The following is a 19219-nucleotide window of genomic DNA, read 5'->3' on the forward strand; positions in this document are numbered from 1 at the left end:
CATAAATAATTATAAATTACCTGTCTACGCTCAAGTGGATCAATGAACTCCCTGCACTTGCTATTTGTTTTACAACCCAAAACAAGCTAATTCCCATGGGATTGAATCGCAAAGGAATTAGTAACGGTAGATCACACAAATATAATCAATTCTTTGCTAACGGACACCTAAAACAGTACCTTCCATGTAACGTTTTAAACGGATTTGTAGTATAGGATTGCAATAGAAAAATTTAGACGACAACGCTGCCCAATCGACAATTGGGCAGCGTTATTCGATCGCTATAAGTTATACTTTTTTGCCTTGACTGAATTTTTCCTGGTTAAAATCTGCAGATTTTCCCTTTGGAATGGATAGCGAAGTCCATTGCTCATCCTGGCACATTTTTCCGATGTAGACAATCTGGCCTACGTGATAGGGGTAGTGGGCAAGTTGGCGATGAATGGCTGCCAATACGCTATGTCCTTCTCCGCGGATAAAGATTGTTTTCGTCAGGTCTTGCTCATTTAAAGATTCCAGGGCTAGAAATAAACAATCCCAACCTTCGTTCCATAGTTTGAGCAGCTGTGCCCTGCTCATCTCAGTAGGCTCGAATTCCATATCGCGGTCTCTTCCTTCTTTTTCGCCGTCCGAATGTAGAAAGTCTGTCCAACGCGAAAGCATGTTCCCATGGAGGTGTTTCACAATAATGGCAATACTGTTGCTGGAAGGATTGAATTGCCAGAATAATTGCTCATCCGTCAATTGAGCGAAGGTTTTGTCTCCCAGAGATTTGAACTCCCGAAATTGCTTGAGGCTACTTGCTAAAAAATTATCCATTGGATTCTGTGTTATGTGTGCTTGTGTTTCTTAACACAAGGTACGAAAATATCAGCTTATATCTGGTGAATTGGTTCCTCTCAATAGGCTGTTGGAGGGGCATTCTAGTCCAGTTTTTTATCGATGCGGGTAGGGCAGGCAGGAAAAAAAGGTGGCACTGGGGAAGGTACCACCTTTAGCTAACTAAACATTAAACATAAATAAACAGTCTTTTTAAAAACCTAAACTAGCATTAGATAACGACCCGGCCACTTGTCGATTTGTCAACTTGGACATTCCGTGGCTGATTTTTTAAGGAGATTTTCGCTGAGGTAGAAACTTTACCGCGCAGATTATCCTTAACACTTAAGGTAACACCAGCCGATGTGCTGGCATTGACCTCCGCGTTGGTTGTTGTAAAAGCGGCCATGTCAACTGAAGTAGAGGAGTTGGCATTTAAATTCAGGTTCCTCGAACTTCCAGCAATTTCCTGTTTTGACGAACTTGTGGAATTTACCGTTAGATTCTTTGCACTTACGTCGGCCGTTAATCTACTTGAGGAACTTGTCGAAAGCGAAATATCGTCGGCAATTAATTTTTTAAGTGTAATTCTGGCCGATGAAGAAACGTTGACAGATATTTTGTTTGCCTTGATGGTTTCGTTGGTGAAAATAGAGCCACTGGATGAGGCCGAAAAACTTGTCGGAATTTTACTCGAATATACCGTTACACGGTTGTTCCTCGCATTTCTGATCTGCGAATTCCGTTTATATTGTACATGTAATACGCCATTTTTTACATTGGTTTCGATCAGCGATAGATGCTCTGCGTTGTCCGCTTCAACAACAACTTCATTGCGGTTGGAGTGAACATAGTCAACACGTAGCGAAGTGGCTGCCGAAATGCCGTCGGGAGCTGAAATCTTACGGGTTTCACGTTCTTGGGCCTGAGCTACATATAAAAATGAAATAAAGGCGATAGTTAAAATTCTTTTCATGGTTTTGTCTATTAGTAGTTTTTAATTTTATGCTATGATAATTTTTGTTTTTATTTCTGAAAACAGCCTCATTTCCTTGCTTACATCTATAATAGTGGTGCCAAAATTTAAAAACCATGTAAATCGTTTATAAATAGCTCTTTTTGCTTTTAGACGTTTTTTCTATTGCCCATTTTTGAACAACTGCTGTTCGTTATCGAACAATTTAACCGTTGTTTTTGCGGTTACCACATGCTCTTGTCGTAAGCTGCCTGCCAGAAATGATATTCCAATCGGGAAGCTGTTATAAATACTTGTCGCATTTTCTCCCGATTTGTTGCAGTAGTTTGTTCAGAAATTTGATCGACGTAATTTTTGGCTTTGTTCACACCCTCGGCAAAGTCCTCACCACTATAGGTTTCGATCCATTTGGAATAGGGGTTGTGGTCACCACTGGCGATCGAAACGATGTGGTCGCCAACTTCTTTATAAATCCAAAAGCAGGGTAAAGTCGCGGCCATAGCGACTTCAATAGGTTCAAAGGCAGCTACACTTTTTAAAAAGTGTACGTAATGGTGACAAACGGGTTCTATCTTGTTGTCGTCTTCCGGGTCCAGACCAAATTCTTTAAAATAGTTTTCATGGAGCGCTTTTTCGACGATAAGGGCATTGCGTCCAAATTCAAAATAATCCAGGGCTTGTTGATTGTCTGCACTCTTTGCACCTATGAAAGCTAAAACACGTCCAAATTCCTCCAGATAGAAAGCATCCTGACGCATATAAAATTGAAATTTGTCCAGCGGTAGACTGCCATTGCTCAGTTCGGAAATAAAAGGCATGGCTAGGATATCAGCATAAATTGGTCTTATAGCATTCCAGGCTTTATCGCTCCATTTCATGAAAAATAAGTTTAATAGGGTTGTGGAAATGATTAAGTGGCCCATTTCCTTTGCCGATAACGAGATCTTTGCTTCCTTTGATTGCCTCATGGACATAATCTAAAGCGGTAGCGACGGCCTCAGCAAGGGGAAATTGCTGCGCTAATTGGCTCGCTATTGCGGAAGAAAGAGAGCAGCCGGATCCATGTGTATTTTTGCTGTCAATTTTTTGTGATTTAAATACCAATGCTGATGCGTTTTGCTGAAAGAGGAGAGAGGTAAGCTCGCTACTTTGAAGGTGTCCGCCTTTAATAAGCACTGACTGACATCCTTTTTCAAGAAGTTCAATGCCCGCTTTTTCCATTTCTTCGACCTTAGCTATAGTCCTTCCGACAAGTACACTGACTTCATCCAGGTTGGGCGTGATAACCGAGGCTTTTGGAAAAAGTAGATCAACACAAGCTTGAATTGTATCATCATGGATTAACTTGTGACCACTTGTCGACACCATCACGGGGTCAAAGACAATTGTTCCACGGTATTCCTTCAAATAGCTGCTGATCAGTTCGACAAGTTCAACCGTGTGAACCATCCCGATTTTGATCGCATCGGGATAAATATCATCGAAGATCGCATCCAATTGCTCACGTACTGCTTGGGTCGGTATCTCGTAAATATTTCGTACCCCTTGCGTGTTCTGCACGGGTAATGCCGTTAAGACGTTCATGGCATAACATCCAATGGCTGATATAGTTTTCGTATCGGCTTGGATACCGGCTCCGCCACTGCCATCAAACCCCGCTATGCTCAGTACAGTGGGCACTGTATATTTTTTCGTTATGTTCATGTTAATAATTCCTTTAATTGGGCGCTATGCTTTCTTGGATTTTTACTTTGGCAAATTGCCGAGACGACCGCAATGGAATCTGCGCCAGCCAGCCAGGCACTTGTGCTGGTATCCAGGTTCATGCCTCCGATGGCGATCAAGGGCTTTTCAGTTAGATCACGTAACTCAGCCAGTCCACTGATTCCCCAGGTTGTAATGGTGTCTGTTTTTGTTTTTGTTGGAAAAATTGGGCTTATACCAAGGTGGTCTACAGCGGCCATCTGTTTGCTGTCAAGTTGTATCCGAACTTCCAGCGACCAGCCAATTTGAAGACGATGTCCGTATTTTTCCCTTATTGCTAGAGGTTGACGATCATTTTGTCCGACATGCACCCCCCAGGCCTCGATTTCAATCGCAATATCCACGGCATCATTGATGATTAAAGGGATTCCGTAACGATCGGTAAGCTTTTTTAGCTTCTTGGCTTTTTCCAGAAAGCCTGTCGGCGTTTCGTTCTTTTCGCGCAACTGAATAATATCCACACCGCCGATTATGGCTTCTTCGGCAACATGGAGCCAAGGGTTTGGGTAGCAGTCCCGTTCGGAGATCACCAGATACAAGGGGTAAGGAAATAGAGGATTAATTGCCATAATGCTTCAAGTTGAGATGCATCCGGATACGCTCTTCATTCAGCAGATAGAGCTCATCATAGAGATGCATCTGTAAGGAACCCGGACCAGCGGATCGCGCTGTTGCCAGTTCACCTGCTAAGCTCAAAAGGGAGACACCGGCGGTCGCGGCTTCAAAAGGATGGTCTGTGACTGCTAAAAATGCGCCGATGAGTGCCGTCGCGCTACAACCGAGTCCGGTAACCTGGGTCATCAAGGGGTGTCCATTGTGTACCTCTGCGGTATGCTGTTCGGACAGGATATAGTCTACCTTTCCGGAGATGCAGATGATAGATCCTAATTGTTCTTGTAATGCTTTACCAAAGCCAATAGCAGCTTTGCTGTCTGCAGTGCTGTCTACACCTTTGGTATTGACCTCGTTGAAATTGTAGAGGCTCATGATCTCTGATGCATTTCCCCGTATCACAGTGGGCTTTAACTCCAGGAGATTTGCCAGTAAGTCATTGCGAAAAGCGGATATTCCCGCGCCTACTGGATCCAACACCCAAGGGCGGCCAATGTTATTGGCATGTTCTGCCGCTACAAGCATGGACTCGGCGGTAAGTTCACTCAATGTGCCGATGTTGAGGACCAATGACTGGGCAAGGTCAACAACCTCGCGCACTTCGGATGGACTGTGAACCATGACTGGGGAAGCTCCAAGAGCAAGGAGCGCATTGGCGGTGCTATTCATCACCACCAAATTCGTAATATTATGTACAAGTGGTTTTTGTCGTCTGACCTGTGCTAACAGATCGATAATTAAATCTTCCATTCCTTTTTGTTCGCTATGTTTGTACGTGGCTTTGACAGGAAGAAATGAGACAGATGGGCTGTCCGGTATATTTCAATATACCTAAGCGGTTGCTTTTCCCTACGCCGGTATAAACCGAATCAGGTTCGAAGGGACTATCTCAATTCTATACAGAATACCCCCAAAGCCATATCAAATTTAGACAAAAAAAAGGACTTTTTATAACCCCTGTTTTTATTCGGTCCCGGAATAGTAAAAATGACTGCGAGCGATTTGACCGACATTTTCAGTATGAGTAGGGAAATAGATTGAGCCGACAATGAGCAGAGGATGATGTCAAAATGATCTTTCGTAGTTAGCTTAATTGCTAGAAACTTTTATTATCTTCAGTTGGCAATTCCGTGTAGTCAGGTGGGCTATAAGTGACGCGGGCAAAATTTTTCGTCAGGAGTTCCGTATCAACAACCTTTCCACCCTGAAATTTCAGGAATTTTTCCCGCCAGATTTCATTTTTTCGATAGAATTGATCACCTATCTTAAGGAATTGATGCTCTTTTTCAATGACGTGATAGGCAAAATCGAGCTCCTGATCGATCCGGAGCTCACCTTCAAGACATTTTTCGGTAAACCAAAGATTAATCTGAAACGTATAGGGTGTATTGTTGGTAAATTGATAGTCCCGATAATTGTAAAACACTGTTGCACCGCTTCCGAAAGGTAATACACGCCCATCATCGGGAAACGGATCAAAAGAATGGTGATAACGCTCCGTGACTGTCAGTGGGCTATGGATAACAAGCCAATGGATCAGGTTGGAGATCTGGCAGATTCCACCACCGATACCTGCCCGGGCTTCACCAAAAGACAATTCCATCCCTGGAAGATAGCCCTTTTTTCGTGTGGGTTGACCGACTAGTTTACAGAATGAAAAAGTTTCGCCGGGGTGGATCAGTACACCATTGATCTGCTTTGCTGCAATCTTTAGATTGGTCACTTTATTGATCTGCAGCTGCATATTGTTTTCCCCCAGCTTTTTTAATAAAACAGACTGGTGTTTTTTGATGCGATACTGCAGCGCTGTTGTAGATTTGGTTTTTGTGTACTTTTTATTATCCAATAACCAAATGGCTTTTCTTTGTGTCCTTCTCGCCCAAACAGCGAGAAAATACAGTAAAGGGTGACGTTGACTTATTAATTTCCGTTCTTTCACTAATGACGAATAATGTGTATTGCTTCCTCCTATTTCAGTTTGCGCGTTTAAATTATTGAAAATTGGAGGAACTTTCCTTTGTTTGTATTGTTTTAGAGGTAATTTTATCCTGTTTGTCAAATACGGTGCTCTCGTATTGGTGGTTGCCCAGGTCTTTTGATACTATTTTCAATTCCAATGTACCATCACGATAAAACAGGTAAGTGCTTTCGTTGCCTTGCACAGCTATTTTGGATTCGGCAGTGAGCTTTCCCGCCGTGTCAAATGCCTGCCACGAAGAGAAATTGTCTGCTTTTGGGTTCTCATAATAATACAATGTACGTTTTTCGATAGCGTCATTTAGCCCTGAAACTTCCTCAACAAGCTGCCCATTTTCATTGTAACGGTGGTCGACCCAATGCATGCGTTGGTAAACGAAGTGGATGGACTCCTCCCTGATCACTTGATATTGATCATTTAAATGATGGATGGAGGCGGTTTGCCGTTCAGGATCGGTAATGAGAATAGCGCGCGGTAAGTATTGATAAATTGTACTAGAGGACCATTTGCTATCTTGAAGCTGTTGTATCGAATCGATTAATCCCCATTTGTTGTAAAAATATTTGCTGTAAAAATTGACCCCATTAGACAAATTGTTTGCCGAGAGTTCTTTGCCTTGCTGATAAACGGTTGTTATAATGCCGCTGGGTTTTTCGAGGTTCTCCCCTGTAAAGGTCTGCGAAATATAAGTTCCGTCATATTTGCCTTTTTTCTGCGTGGAGTAGATCGGAAGATTGGACCGCGAAATGATGGCGGCAGCATATTGCCTGGAGGGTTTAAACGGAATAGCAGCTATTGAATCGAAGAATAGTTTCGCATCGTATTTAAGCGCTTTTTGAGCTGTACTTGTCTGCTTAGTATTTGTCAATATAGGCTTTGCTGCCTGGAGATAGCTTTGACTGTCATAGATCACTTTCGGTCTGCTCTGACCATCAAACAGGATCATGGCATTTCGTTGTTTGAGGGTCGGTACATCCACTGTCCACTTACGCTTGTTGACAACAAAAGTAAATTTTTGGGCATCTGTTTTTGAGACCAGGAGTCTGGTGGTACTATAGGGAACCTGTCTAATAATTTCATTTGCCTTTTGATCATGGAGACGCATCGCGAAATCCGTTGATTTATCGGATTCATTGGTAACGAACAGGATCGCTTGGGTAGGCGCCCCGATTTCCATTGATTTTATCGTTTGGGATCGTGCCACAGTCGTGCACAACAGAAGTACCAATAACTGAAAAATAATCGGATGAGGCGCTATTGATCTGGAATGACAGTTCATTTGAATAGGGGAAGCTTCGGCTTTATATGTCTTAGTTTAGTACTTCTTTTAGGAATAGTAAAGTATGCTCCCAGGCACGTTTGGCCATGACAGGGTTATATTCTGGTGATTCCGGATTGGTAAAGGTATGACCAGAATTGGCATAGGTAATGATCTGCCAGTCTGCTTTTCCTTCATTAAGTTCCTTAACTAACCCGTCATAATCTTCTTTTGATACACTTTTGTCAGCGGCGGGATGTTCAACCAATACTTTCACATTAATCGCTGCATTAGGTCTGTCAGCTGATTTGGAGAGTCCACCATGAATACTGACCACCCCTGCCACAGGAAAACCAGCGCGTGCTGTTTCCAGTGCCCCGGTTCCGCCAAAGCAGTAACCAATTACTGCAATTTTTTCGGGATCAGCTCCTGCATCTTTCAATTTTTTAAGCGCAGCCGCAATGCGCTGCTGATAGGCCTTGTAGTCTGCTTTATAATGTCCGGCAATTTTCGAAGCCGCCGTATTGTCTGTGGGGATATTTCCTTCACCATAGATATCGGCAATGAAAGCAATATAACCTTCTTTTTCAAGTTGCAATGCAGCTTGTTTCGCCTCGTTATCTATGCCTTTCCATGCGGGTAAAATAAGGACAGCGGGTCCTTTTTTGTTAGCGTTGGACGTGATAAGTCCGTTCAGTTGCTGTGTTCCGTCTTTGTAGGATACTTGTTTTAACTCCTGTGCTTTCATACCCATGGTAACCATAGTTAATAGAAAAAATGTCAAAGCTGTTTTCATCTGTTCTTAATTTTATTAGCCGTCAGATGGGCTGTGTGATTAAAGATACCTTTATGTCCTGTGAAAGTCCTTATTGCGCTTGATAAGCAAAATTGTGTCAGATAAACAAACTTAGACTCCGGATGGTTTTATTGATTCAATAATTCCGATCACATCTAATTGTCCCAAACCTTTGTCATGTGCCTTTTGATAGGTTTCGAGCAAGGTGTCCAGTAGGGGATAGGCTGCTCCCGCTTGCTGTGCCAGCCGGATATCTTTTAACATCAGATCCAGTGCAAATGCTGCGGTATAATTTCCTTCCACGAGCAAAGGTGTTTTTACTTTTGTTGCTCCGCTACCACTGGCACTTTCGTTGATAATCGCTAACATTTCACTGCGTTCAATCCCTAATTGATCGGAGAATAAGATGGTTTCGGCCAGACCCTGATAAAGGATTGATAGGAAGTAATTAATGGCTAGTTTTGCGGCAATACCTTTGCCATTTTCACCAAGATGTTTAATGGATTTTCCCATCTTTTCAAGGTACGGTCTGGCGCGTTCGAGATTCGTTTGTTCCCCACCGACCATAATGATCAATGTACCTTCTGCAGCAGGTTTGGTGCTTCCGGCAACTGGAGCATCCAGAAATGCAGCGCCTTTTGCTTTTAGCTTATTGGCAAGATTGATACTCACATCTTGAGCGATGGTACTCATATCCACAAATAATTTCCCGCTGATAGGCTGTTCGAGAATTTTACCATAAACTTCTTCGACAGCTTCGTCGTTTGTCAGCATGGTGAAAACAACATCACTGGCCTCGATCAGATCCGTGACTTCACTATAAACAGTTGATTGTGCTGCAAAGTCTGTCGTTCTGGCGATGTTTCTGTTGTAAACGGCAAGTGGAAAACCTGCTCTTTCGAGGTTTTTTGCCATGGGATTCCCCATGTTCCCTAATCCTATAAATCCTATGTTTTCTCTATTCATTTTAAATTGTGTCATGTGAATCGAACATTCAGCTCACGATAAAGGTACAAATGTTTTTGGATCCATGGGGTACAAAGCTAAGACAACAGCACAGGTATTGAAATCTGTCTCTGTAGACTTTATATCCGCTGGATATGAATTTATTTTTGTTGCTAAATCAATACCCTGATCTCATTCCTTAGCAATACGATTTTGTCTTCATTCTCCAGTTTTTTTAAGATCCGGGAAACGACAACGCGGGAAGTATTCAGATCGGAAGCAATATCCTGATGAGTAAGGGTAAGAATTCGGTCGTTGGTAAGATTGACTTTAGCTTTCAGGTAATTGAGGATACGCTCTTCCATATTGGAGAATGCAAGATTATCTATGGCCTGAAGCATTTCATTCATTCGGCTGGAATAGCTTGATATAATGAAATTCCGCCAGGATGGGTATTTTGCCATCCAGTTATTAACCAGTTCATTGGGGATCATGGCTACGGTTGTATCCTTTTCAGCCCGGGCACGGATTTCACTTTTTTTATTACCCAGACAGCAGGCAATAGACATGGTGCAGGTCTGTCCCTGTTCAAGATAGTAGAGTAGGAGTTCGCCTCCGTCTTCATCCTCGCGGACGATTTTGATCGCTCCTGCTAGCAATAGGGGCATTGCGCTGATGTATTGATCGGTATCGATGATGAGATCGCCTTCACGGAAAGTTTTGATGCGGGCGTTCTTTATAATTTCTTCAATCAATGCAGGTTCAAGAACACCTGCGTAAGCTTGTTCAATGGACAACATAGTTTTTTATTAATCCTTAAATATAGCCATTTTGATCTTATGGCGGCTGCTGTTCACCCTAAAAAGGCCAAGACCTTATGCGTTGCTGTAGTAATAAAGGATGTCCTAGGTAGATATCGAGATAAAAATGAAAATAAAAGAATGTATTGACTTATTCAGATAAGACAAAATTTTATTCTGACTACTTTTGATATATTTCCATTAAAAGAATGTTTTTATTGTATTTCTATTAACGAGCTTATTTTTGATTTGCTGTTTTGATCTCAAAACTAAGCTTAATCTATGGAAGATTAAAATTCGAAGTGGATATAAACGGACTGTTTGTAGTTGTGCTAGTGTTAAAATTAGTTAAAAAGACAATCAATTCCTAATTTTGCGGCACAAAAAACAAAACAATCACATCTAAGATGAAAAAGTCTTTACTTTTTTTTGCACTTGTTTTTGCTAGCTATGGCGCGGTTCATGCACAAACGGCAAATACTAGTTCGGTTTCAGGAGTTGTAAAAGAGGCTACTGGACAAACAGTTAAAGGAGCAACCATTAAAATCACCCACATCCCAAGTGGACAAGTTGTAAGCGGCTCAGCTGATGCTCAAGGAAAATTTCAAATTTCAAATCTTCAAGAGGGCGGTCCCTACAGAGTGGAAGTGACCTACATTGGTGAAAAGCCAGTTGTCATTGAAAACATCATGTTGAAATCGGGCGAATCGTTGAATATTAATCCGACTTTTTCGGAAGGTTCTTCAACGGATTTAGATGAGGTTGTTGTTGTTGGTCATGGTGTTATTGATATTGCTGTAGGTAGAAAAACGCCTATTGCGGTTTCGACAATTCATAGAACTGAAATTGAAGAAAAAGTAGGTGCGCAAGATATTACGTCAACTTTGGCGAATACACCATCTGTTTACATTACGGGACAGGCGAAAGGTTTTGGTGAGTCTTCAATGACTACACGTGGTTTTGATCAATCCAATACCGCATTTTTATTGAATGGTCAGCCTGTGAATGGAATGGATAATGGCCGTGTATATTGGTCTAACTGGTCTGGTCTTACCGATATTGCGTCTTTGGTACAGATCCAACGTGGTTTGGGGTCTTCCAAACTGGCGATTTCATCCGTAGGGGGAACGATCAACTTTGTGACCAAGTCCACGGATATGAAAGAAGGTGGTTTTGTGCGGACGACAGTCGGTAATGACATGTTGATGAAAGGAACTGTAGGTTATAGTACTGGAATGATGAAAAGCGGTTTTGCTGTTTCAGCAATGTTTACCCATTGGTCTGGTGATGGATATGTGAATGGTACGCAAGGACAGGGACAAAATTATTTCTTGTCTGTGGGTTATAAAGCGAGCGAGAAGCATAACTTTAACTTAATGGTTACTGGTGCTCCACAATGGCATAACCAAGGTTTCACTTCGACATTGGATAACTACCTGAAAAATGGACGAAGATACAATAGCAATGTCGAGACCGTTGATGGTACTGAAGTTAACTACCGTAAAAATTACTACCATAAACCGGTAGCCAATTTCAACTGGGACTGGACTATCGATGACAAATCTTCATTATCTACCGTTGTTTATGCTTCAGTAGCGAGTGGTGGTGGTCAAACCAAAAGAACAGATAAGTTCAATAAAGGTCCTTACTTAGCAGCTGATGTAAACAATCACCAATGGTATGGTATCGTTTCCAACTATAACCGTAAATTAAATGAGCATTTAAATTTCAATGTTGGATTTGACTTACGAGATTATAAAGGTGAGCACTATCGTCAGGTAACGGATATGTTGGGTAAGTCATCTATTGCCAACGTAGGTAACGTAAACTTGGGCAATAATGTCTTTATTACAGAGACGTATTCAACCAATCCATGGAAGGCATTTTCAAGTCAACCTAAAACGACAGAAAATAGATTAGCATGGGATTATGAGCAAATGATCCGTTACGGTGGCTTATTTGGTCAATTGGAATATGCTAAAAATGGTTTTACCGCATTTTTCCAAGGATCAGTTTCGCAACAGCAAAATAGCCGTAGAGAATATTATTTAGAGAAACCGGAGAACTCAAAATCGGAAAATGTCAATAATTTTGGATATAATACCAAAGGAGGGGTAAGCTATACCCTAGGCAAACATAGTCTTTTTGCTAATGCTGGTTACTATTCACGTCAGCCTTATCAGAACAACATCTTCATGAACTATAGAAATGACGTGAACCCTTATGCTGAGAACGAGAAGATCTTAGGTCTTGAATTAGGCTATAAATTTATGTCAAGATACATTGATGTGAATGTGAATGCTTATAAGACAACATGGGAAAATAGAGTGACTGGTAACACATTAAACGCCTCAAAAGCAGATGTTGCCAAGTATAATCCAACCAATGATCCAAACATCTTAGTAGAGGGAGATTATCTTTATTTCTCGAATTATGGTGTAAAACAAAACCACAAAGGGGTAGAGTTGGATTTTGCTGCCCGTCCGTTCAGCGGATTTACTGTTAAGGGTTTTGCCTCTATTGGTGACTGGAAATATGATGGAAAATCCGTTACGATTGTCCGTAATGAAAACAGAGTGGTGTTGGCAACACAAGAAACCGATCTAACGAACGGAGAAGTTGGGGATGCTGCACAAACAACCTATGGTTTAGGTGCCAAGTATTTTATCACGAAAGGTTTATCTGTGGATGGAGACTGGAGATCTTATGATCGTTTGTATTCTTCAAGACAAGCTGGTCAGGGCAAAGTATTAGAATTGCCTTCGTATCAACTTGTTGATGCCGGTGTTTCTTATAAAATAGATATCAGTGAGAAGAATGCAATAAGTTTTAGATTTAACATCAATAACTTATTCAACAAATTCTATATTTCTGAGGCGACTACAAATATTTTTGAAAACACGAAGGCCGGCGAGAAGAATGAATATTGGAATGGAATCAATACCTCTAACACTGTATTGATCGGTCTAGGAAGAACCTGGAACGCTTCGGTGAAATTCACATTCTAATAAAATCTTATTCGAATTAAAAAGACTCACATTATTGTGGGTCTTTTTTTTGTTTTTTAATAAAAACTTAATACTTTTAGGTGATCTAACTGCTAACCTGATGTTGCATAAATTAATTTGTCTGGAAAATTTACAGATAGGCACCGTTCATTTTTCCGCTTTTGTGGTAAACCTGGATGGTGGAACTACTGGTTTTGCTTTATTTATTAACCAAGAAAATGACCCTATTTTTATTTTTCGAAAAGAGAAGAAAAATGAAGTGTCTTTTCACGTCAATGAAGACCAATTTTTTTGGATCGTAAGAAATAGCCAATTTACAGCTGGTGAGCGCCAAGGCTTTTTCGCAGAATTTGTTGAGTTTTTACGTTTAATGGAAGACAAGGTTTCCAATTATGTATTTAAACATGAAAAGCTTGTCAGATTTACGAATTCAAGGGATATCGTTCGGTACAAATATCTCTATTTGACCGGTGAACTGAATTAAATCCTTTCTATTTAAGCAGGAATGGGAGACGTTTAAATTTCTTTTGTATCGAAATTTAGCTTAGTTTTGGGTATGAAGCAAATGATGTCAAATCTATCTGTTACCCTTCGGGGCGATGCTGTTACTGCAGCGGATTTTAAACTTCCCTCAGCTGTATTGCTCGCTAAATTTTCTTTTTTGCCAATTTCGTCTTTTTTCCCAACAGATATCATTTCCTTTTCCCCGGATGAGTTTGACCACATCCAACAAGAAGACATCCAGCTCCTCTTAAAGGGATTTTCAATGGGGATTATTGCTGATAACGACCCTGTAGAAGTACTCGAACAAGTCATTGCGCTGTCAAACAACGCGCTGGCATACAGTTACCTTGGACTCTATTATTTTAAAATAAAAGCCTACAATGAAGCAATTGCTGTCTACAGTAGGGCAATTGAACATTTTAAAGAGGAACCTTATTTTTATGCAAGCCGATGCCTTGTCTATCGCCTGATTGGGGAAGATGAGGGCGCATTTTATGATTACCAGATTGCCAAAAGATTGGATTTTAATTATCACAGTGTATTGGAATGGCAGGAAAATCAGGCCGAAGTAAGTTATTTTGAAGCAGAAAATCTAGTCATTCAGGAGCTGGAATCTACCCCCAAAGAACTCAGTCCGGACGAACTGAATTCATTAGGACTTGAATATGTCCACTGTTATGATTACCTGAAGGCGATCGAATTGTATACCTTGGCCATTAATAAAAATACAGTAGGAGACAGTAACCTTTTTGTTTTTAGAGGAAGTCTCTATCTTAAATTGACCTGCTTTGAATTGGCTTTAAATGATTTTAACCGGGCGATCGAGCTGGATGAAAATCAAACGGCTGCTTATGTATTCCGTGCAAAGGTATTTGAATCTTATGGTTATTCAGAAAAAGCACTTAGCGATTATGCGAAAGCGGAAGAAAATGACAGCAACTCATCTATAGTGTATGAAGAAAGGGCTTCTTTATTCGAACGTTTGGGCTGTCTACCCGAGGCATTGTCTGATTTCGACCGTTTGGTCGAACTGAATCCAGAGGACTTTTATGTGTATTCTTTACGGGCTGATCTCAAGGAAAAATTGGAGGATATGCATGGCGCATTGGTAGATTATTCAACAGCTATTGAATTGAATCCTTATTATTCGGACTTGTATTCTTATCGTGCTGCTATCAAAGAGAAGCTCGGCGATGCGGTGGGAGCGAAGCTTGATTTGGATAAGTTCAATGAATTGGAGGACGAGTAGAGAGAAGAAAGCCATCCAAAAGAAAAGCTTCCTCGGGAGAATTTAATAGTTGGACAGGAAATGTGGGGAGCATGAATAAACTAAAATAGAAACGGGGCTATCCAAAATTTTGGACAGCCCCGTTTTTATTTTAGATCAGTTCCCTCTGAAACTGCAATTGTTCAACATTAAACCAGTTCAGACCCTACTTAATGATACGTTTAATCTTATTGGAACGTTTGATAAGTTTATGCAACTTGTCATAATCTTCGCTGGCGATTGAATCATGTAAGGATTGCAATTGTTTGATATGCTCTTCGAGGACTTCCAGTACATTTTCGCGATTCTGTTTGAAAATAGGTGTCCACATATCGGGTGAACTTTTAGCCAGACGGACTGTGGATTCAAAACCTGATCCTGCCAGCTCAAATATACGTCCCTGGGATTTCTCCTTTTCCAATACTGTTAATGCTAGTGCGAATGAAGTAAGGTGGGAGATATGCGAAACATAAGCTGTATGCACATCGTGTTCGTCTGCATTCATGAAGCAGGTACGCATCTCCAGTTGATCTGTGATCGCATCAGTAACTTCGAACGCATCTTCATCCGTTCGAAAGGCTTCAACATACACCATCATCTTGCCCTTGAATAAACCCGCTACGGCAGCTTCAGGGCCAGAATATTCCGTACCGGCCATCGGGTGAGCTGCAATATAGCGTCCTCTATTGGGGTGATCTTTGATTTTGTTCAGTATGTTAGTCTTGGTAGATCCCATATCGATAACGACCTGGTCCGTCACCTGATCAAGGATCTGAGGAACGACCTGCAAAATCGCATCAACGGGAATAGTCAATATAAGTACCTTACAGTTCTTTATTGCTTCTTCCAAAGTCATTGCTTCGTCGATAAAGCCTATCTGCTTGGCTTTATCAAGATTTTTTTCGCTTTTATCTACACCAATGATCTTACTGCAGAATTTTGTTTCTTTTAAGCGGATGGCAACTGAGCCACCTATTAAGCCTACGCCTACAATGGCAATATTCATATATGAATAATTATTATTCGTGTTTGTCTTTCAAAGCCCATATGAATTATCCGGATTATATTTATTTGTCTGGGGTAACCACGGATATTTCATGGGATTGAAATGTTAATTTTGAAAAATGTGTCTAGAAGTTATCCTTAATGCGTTGGATGGATTCTTCAAGTACTTCGACTGTGGCACAGAGACTGATGCGGATATACTGATTTCCTCGGTCTCCAAAAATGCCTCCCGGTGTGATAAATACCCGTGCTTTGTCCAGGACAGCATCACTAAGCGCATAACCATCTGCATAGGAATCTGGGATCTGAGCCCATACAAATAAACCAACCTGATCTTTTTGGTATGAACAGCCCAGTAAGTTCATGATTTCATATACCTTCTGACGTCTATCGGCATAAATTTTATTAAGCTCCTGATACCATGAAGCCTCCAATTGTAAGGCCTTTGCTGCCGCCAATTGGACAGGCAAAAACATGCCGGAGTCCATATTGCTTTTAAAGCGTAACACCTGATTGATCCGCTCTTCGCTACCAACCAGTGCTCCGACTCTCCACCCAGCCATATTGGATGATTTGCTCAATGAATTTAATTCTATGGCGACCTCTTTTGCACCTTCCACGCTCATGATACTACGTGGTTTGTCCGTCAGGATAAAACTATAGGGATTGTCATGACAGATAAGAATATTGAATTCCTTTGCAAATTCAATCAGCTCTTTATAAAATGTATCCGATGCTGAGGCACCCGTGGGCATGTGCGGATAATTGATCCACATTAACTTAACGTTTGACAGATCTTGTTTCCGAAGTTCCTCAAAGTCAATCAGCCAATTTTTTTCCTGCGTAAGCTTATAGGTGATCGACTCCGCTCCACTCAATCTTACGGCAGCAGCATAGGCCGGATAGCCGGGATTGGGGATTAAAGCCTTGTCTCCTTCCTGTAGGTAAGTCATGCAAATATGAACGATACCTTCTTTTGATCCAATCAGCGGTAGGATTTCCGTATTGGGGTTAAAAGTGGCCTGATAATAGCGTTGATACCAATCTGCAACAGCTTGTCTTAAAGCTGGAGCTCCTTTGTAATTTTGATAGCCATGTACATTTGGAAGTTGGGCATTTGTATTCAATGTCGCTATTACCTCCGGATGAGGGGGTAAGTCAGGACTTCCAATTCCTAGGTTGATTACACGTGCACCCTGTTTGTTAAGCTCATCTATCTCTCTTAGTTTTTTTGAGAAGTAGTATTCTTCAGTTTGCTGCAATCTTTTGGCAACGTCTATTTGCATTTTATTTTTAATAATTTTGGTATTTGAATGAAGCTAAATTAGGGAATTATCTATAAAAAGCAGCTATTTTTGTCTTTTTTTCAAATGAATAGTAAGCTGGTCGTTATATACTGCCTCTTGGGAATTTTATTGAATAGAACAGTATGAGTGCTTTTCTTGATTAATTTGTTATTTTTGTTCGATTTCCTCGCTCAAAAGAATTTTAATGGAAGAGGAGAGGTCGACAAATTATTTTTGTGTCAAATTAATTTGTCTTAGTTCAAAATAAATGAAAACATATTTTAGGCTCTTATCATTTGCTAAACCCATTGAGAAATTTGCGATTCCGTATGTGATCTGCACCTTGGTTACGGTTGTTTTTAGCACGTTAAATTTAGCATTACTCGCTCCATTACTCCATACACTTTTTAATACGGGTGAATCTGCCACTGAAGTTGTAAAGCCCGAGACTTATACGGATATATTAGCTTGGTTTAATTACTATGCGAATGTGGCAAATACCCAGTTCGGTGCTTATGGCGCTTTAAAGTACGTTTGTATTGTTATCGTAATTTCCGTATTTATCAGCAATCTTTTCCGGTATTTTTGTCAGCGGATTATGGAAAATTTTCGTATCCACACCTTGCTGAAACTCCGCAGGGCAGTATTTGACAATGTGATGGATCTGCATGTCGGTTATTTTACGGGACAGCGGAAAGGGGATATCGTTTCCAAAGTTGCTTCCGATGTACAGGTTGTACAGTATTCAGTTACGGGTACTTTACAGGTCGTATTCAAAGAGCCTTTGCAGCTGATTGCCTATATTGTGATGCTGTTTAATATCTCGGCGAAACTGACCTTCTTTTCGTTGTTAGTCATTCCAATTTCGGCATTTTTTATAGCGCGAATTGTAAAAAATTTAAAAAGCCAGGCACGCTCAGCACAGGAATCCTATGGAAATATGATTTCCTATCTCGACGAGGCATTATCTGGTATCAAAATCATTAAAGCCTTTAATGCAGTCTCTTTTATCAAAAATAGATTTCATAATGAGAATGAACGATATGCCAATATTGGTCGGGCAATGGCGAAAAGACAACAATTGAGTTCGCCTGTTTCGGAGCTGCTGGGAGTGATCATGGTTGCAATTATTTTGTTGTATGGTGGGCATTTGGTTCTATCTGGAGACAAAAGTTTGACGGCGCCTGCATTTATCGCTTATATCGCTATTTTCTCACAGGTGATGCGTCCCGCAAAAGCATTGACAGATGCATTTAGTGGTATTCACAATGGTCTTGCAGCAGGAGAGCGGGTATTGGAATTAGTTGATGAACGCAGTGAAGTAACCGACAAGCCGAACGCTAAAAAGGTCGAAAGCTTTGAACAGCATATTGTTTTTAAAGATGTAAATTTTGCCTATACGAAAGATAAGCAGATCCTTCAGGGAATAGACTTGAGTATCGAAAAAGGTAAAGTAATTGCTTTGGTGGGGCCATCAGGTGGAGGAAAATCCACATTAGTGGATCTCATCCCACGATTTATGGACGTCACTGACGGACAGATCCTGTTCGACGGTGTAGATCTTCGGGATCTGGATCAGGATTCTTTGCGTAGCATGATTGGGGTTGTTAATCAGGAGTCGATTTTATTTAACGATACGATTTTCAATAATATCGCATTCGCCAATCTCGCCGCCAGTCAGGAAGAAATCGAAGCAGCGGCAAAAATAGCCAACGCACATGAGTTTATCCTAAAGACAGATCAAGGGTACCAAACCAATATTGGTGACCGCGGCGGTAAATTGTCAGGTGGGCAGCGTCAGCGGATTTGTATTGCACGTGCTGTATTGAAAAATCCACCGATTATGCTGCTCGATGAGGCTACTTCGGCCTTGGATACCGAATCTGAAAAACTAGTACAAGATTCCCTTTATAAGTTGATGGATAATCGGACAACAGTCGTGATTGCCCATCGTTTAAGTACCATTCAGAATGCCGATAAGATTGTCGTCATCGAAGCAGGAAAAATTGTTGAAACAGGTAGCCATAGCGAACTGCTACAGCATAACGGCTTGTATAAGAAGTTGATTGAGATGCAGCAATTTACCGACTAAGCATATCGTCTTGGGGAGTTTTTTTTGTCTTTCCAAGACTAAACATGACGCAATCCTGAATGAGTGTTATCACATTTTATTATAACTTTTGTCGCCTTTTAGGTACATT

Annotated in this window: 17 protein-coding genes and 1 riboswitch; of the genes, 4 read left to right on the forward strand and 13 right to left on the reverse strand. The window is 41.0% G+C overall.

Features of this window, described 5'->3' with window-relative positions:
* Positions 1-288 precede the first annotated feature (288 nt).
* The 11 genes from ACK8HY_RS02685 to ACK8HY_RS02735 all read right to left on the reverse strand — a co-directional run bounded on the left by ACK8HY_RS02685 (position 289) and on the right by ACK8HY_RS02735 (position 9948).
* On the reverse strand, positions 289-819 hold the full coding sequence (locus tag ACK8HY_RS02685) for a DUF1572 family protein (protein WP_416132699.1): 531 nt from the start codon (positions 817-819) through the stop codon (positions 289-291).
* 232 nt (positions 820-1051) lie between these two features.
* Complete coding sequence (locus tag ACK8HY_RS02690; RefSeq protein WP_416132700.1) at positions 1052-1795, reverse strand: GIN domain-containing protein; 744 nt, start codon at positions 1793-1795, stop codon at positions 1052-1054.
* Between the two features lie 224 nt (positions 1796-2019).
* On the reverse strand, positions 2020-2673 hold the full coding sequence (gene tenA, locus ACK8HY_RS02695) for a thiaminase II (RefSeq protein ID WP_416132701.1): 654 nt from the start codon (positions 2671-2673) through the stop codon (positions 2020-2022).
* Positions 2657-3499 carry a bifunctional hydroxymethylpyrimidine kinase/phosphomethylpyrimidine kinase gene (gene thiD / locus ACK8HY_RS02700; protein ID WP_416132702.1) on the reverse strand — a complete coding sequence of 281 codons (843 nt, stop codon included), beginning with the start codon at positions 3497-3499 and terminating at the stop codon, positions 2657-2659. Before thiD ends, tenA begins: the two co-directional genes overlap by 17 nt.
* Positions 3496-4128, reverse strand: a complete 633-nt coding sequence (thiE, locus tag ACK8HY_RS02705) for a thiamine phosphate synthase (protein WP_416132703.1) — start codon at positions 4126-4128, stop codon at positions 3496-3498. The genes thiD and thiE overlap by 4 nt, the downstream gene beginning before the upstream one ends.
* Positions 4118-4921, reverse strand: a complete 804-nt coding sequence (gene thiM, locus ACK8HY_RS02710; protein WP_416132704.1) for a hydroxyethylthiazole kinase — start codon at positions 4919-4921, stop codon at positions 4118-4120. The genes thiE and thiM overlap by 11 nt, the downstream gene beginning before the upstream one ends.
* Before the next feature lie 79 nt (positions 4922-5000).
* Positions 5001-5093: riboswitch (TPP riboswitch) on the reverse strand.
* A gap of 174 nt (positions 5094-5267) precedes the next feature.
* Positions 5268-6110, reverse strand: a complete 843-nt coding sequence (locus tag ACK8HY_RS02715; RefSeq protein ID WP_416132705.1) for a VanW family protein — start codon at positions 6108-6110, stop codon at positions 5268-5270.
* A 52-nt stretch (positions 6111-6162) separates the two neighbouring features.
* Positions 6163-7326: a hypothetical protein gene (locus ACK8HY_RS02720; protein ID WP_416132706.1), complete on the reverse strand. Its 1164-nt coding sequence runs from the start codon at positions 7324-7326 to the stop codon at positions 6163-6165.
* Between the two features lie 133 nt (positions 7327-7459).
* Positions 7460-8203, reverse strand: a complete 744-nt coding sequence (locus ACK8HY_RS02725) for a dienelactone hydrolase family protein (RefSeq protein WP_416132707.1) — start codon at positions 8201-8203, stop codon at positions 7460-7462.
* Positions 8204-8314: 111 nt separating this feature from the next.
* The gene (locus ACK8HY_RS02730; RefSeq protein WP_416132708.1) at positions 8315-9169 is read right to left on the reverse strand and encodes an NAD(P)-dependent oxidoreductase; all 855 of its coding nucleotides are present in this window, start codon (positions 9167-9169) and stop codon (positions 8315-8317) included.
* Between the two features lie 152 nt (positions 9170-9321).
* Complete coding sequence (locus ACK8HY_RS02735) at positions 9322-9948, reverse strand: Crp/Fnr family transcriptional regulator (RefSeq protein ID WP_077435572.1); 627 nt, start codon at positions 9946-9948, stop codon at positions 9322-9324.
* A 407-nt stretch (positions 9949-10355) separates the two neighbouring features.
* Between ACK8HY_RS02735 and ACK8HY_RS02740 the strand changes: the two genes are divergently transcribed.
* From ACK8HY_RS02740 to ACK8HY_RS02750, 3 genes are all read left to right on the forward strand, one after another.
* Complete coding sequence (locus tag ACK8HY_RS02740; protein ID WP_416132709.1) at positions 10356-12956, forward strand: TonB-dependent receptor; 2601 nt, start codon at positions 10356-10358, stop codon at positions 12954-12956.
* A gap of 100 nt (positions 12957-13056) precedes the next feature.
* Positions 13057-13440, forward strand: coding sequence for a hypothetical protein (locus ACK8HY_RS02745; protein WP_416132710.1), 384 nt, complete (start codon positions 13057-13059; stop codon positions 13438-13440).
* An 81-nt stretch (positions 13441-13521) separates the two neighbouring features.
* Positions 13522-14709, forward strand: a complete 1188-nt coding sequence (locus ACK8HY_RS02750) for a hypothetical protein (RefSeq protein ID WP_416132711.1) — start codon at positions 13522-13524, stop codon at positions 14707-14709.
* 184 nt (positions 14710-14893) lie between these two features.
* Here the strand turns inward: ACK8HY_RS02750 and ACK8HY_RS02755 are convergent, their stop codons facing one another.
* Together ACK8HY_RS02755 and ACK8HY_RS02760 are read right to left on the reverse strand one after the other, a co-directional pair.
* On the reverse strand, positions 14894-15733 hold the full coding sequence (locus ACK8HY_RS02755; RefSeq protein WP_416132712.1) for a prephenate dehydrogenase: 840 nt from the start codon (positions 15731-15733) through the stop codon (positions 14894-14896).
* A 124-nt stretch (positions 15734-15857) separates the two neighbouring features.
* Positions 15858-17018, reverse strand: coding sequence for a pyridoxal phosphate-dependent aminotransferase (locus ACK8HY_RS02760; RefSeq protein ID WP_416132713.1), 1161 nt, complete (start codon positions 17016-17018; stop codon positions 15858-15860).
* A gap of 268 nt (positions 17019-17286) precedes the next feature.
* Between ACK8HY_RS02760 and ACK8HY_RS02765 the strand changes: the two genes are divergently transcribed.
* On the forward strand, positions 17287-19110 hold the full coding sequence (locus ACK8HY_RS02765) for an ABC transporter ATP-binding protein (protein WP_416132714.1): 1824 nt from the start codon (positions 17287-17289) through the stop codon (positions 19108-19110).
* Positions 19111-19219 lie beyond the last annotated feature (109 nt).

The sequence above is a fragment of the Sphingobacterium sp. NGMCC 1.201703 genome, assembly GCF_047784615.1.
In the GTDB taxonomy this organism is placed as follows: domain Bacteria; phylum Bacteroidota; class Bacteroidia; order Sphingobacteriales; family Sphingobacteriaceae; genus Sphingobacterium.

What these genes read in the sequence shown, in the direction of transcription:
- ACK8HY_RS02685 (WP_416132699.1), bottom strand. Translation starts at nt 819, where the DNA reads ATGGATAATTTTTTAGCAAGTAGCCTCAAGCAATTTCGGGAGTTCAAA.
- ACK8HY_RS02690 (WP_416132700.1), bottom strand. Translation starts at nt 1,795, where the DNA reads ATGAAAAGAATTTTAACTATCGCCTTTATTTCATTTTTATATGTAGCT.
- tenA (WP_416132701.1), bottom strand. Translation starts at nt 2,673, where the DNA reads ATGAAATGGAGCGATAAAGCCTGGAATGCTATAAGACCAATTTATGCT.
- thiD (WP_416132702.1), bottom strand. Translation starts at nt 3,499, where the DNA reads ATGAACATAACGAAAAAATATACAGTGCCCACTGTACTGAGCATAGCG.
- thiE (WP_416132703.1), bottom strand. Translation starts at nt 4,128, where the DNA reads ATGGCAATTAATCCTCTATTTCCTTACCCCTTGTATCTGGTGATCTCC.
- thiM (WP_416132704.1), bottom strand. Translation starts at nt 4,921, where the DNA reads ATGGAAGATTTAATTATCGATCTGTTAGCACAGGTCAGACGACAAAAA.
- ACK8HY_RS02720 (WP_416132706.1), bottom strand. Translation starts at nt 7,326, where the DNA reads ATGGAAATCGGGGCGCCTACCCAAGCGATCCTGTTCGTTACCAATGAA.
- ACK8HY_RS02725 (WP_416132707.1), bottom strand. Translation starts at nt 8,203, where the DNA reads ATGAAAACAGCTTTGACATTTTTTCTATTAACTATGGTTACCATGGGT.
- ACK8HY_RS02730 (WP_416132708.1), bottom strand. Translation starts at nt 9,169, where the DNA reads ATGAATAGAGAAAACATAGGATTTATAGGATTAGGGAACATGGGGAAT.
- ACK8HY_RS02735 (WP_077435572.1), bottom strand. Translation starts at nt 9,948, where the DNA reads ATGTTGTCCATTGAACAAGCTTACGCAGGTGTTCTTGAACCTGCATTG.
- ACK8HY_RS02740 (WP_416132709.1), top strand. Translation starts at nt 10,356, where the DNA reads ATGAAAAAGTCTTTACTTTTTTTTGCACTTGTTTTTGCTAGCTATGGC.
- ACK8HY_RS02745 (WP_416132710.1), top strand. Translation starts at nt 13,057, where the DNA reads ATGTTGCATAAATTAATTTGTCTGGAAAATTTACAGATAGGCACCGTT.
- ACK8HY_RS02750 (WP_416132711.1), top strand. Translation starts at nt 13,522, where the DNA reads ATGATGTCAAATCTATCTGTTACCCTTCGGGGCGATGCTGTTACTGCA.
- ACK8HY_RS02755 (WP_416132712.1), bottom strand. Translation starts at nt 15,733, where the DNA reads ATGAATATTGCCATTGTAGGCGTAGGCTTAATAGGTGGCTCAGTTGCC.
- ACK8HY_RS02760 (WP_416132713.1), bottom strand. Translation starts at nt 17,018, where the DNA reads ATGCAAATAGACGTTGCCAAAAGATTGCAGCAAACTGAAGAATACTAC.
- ACK8HY_RS02765 (WP_416132714.1), top strand. Translation starts at nt 17,287, where the DNA reads ATGAAAACATATTTTAGGCTCTTATCATTTGCTAAACCCATTGAGAAA.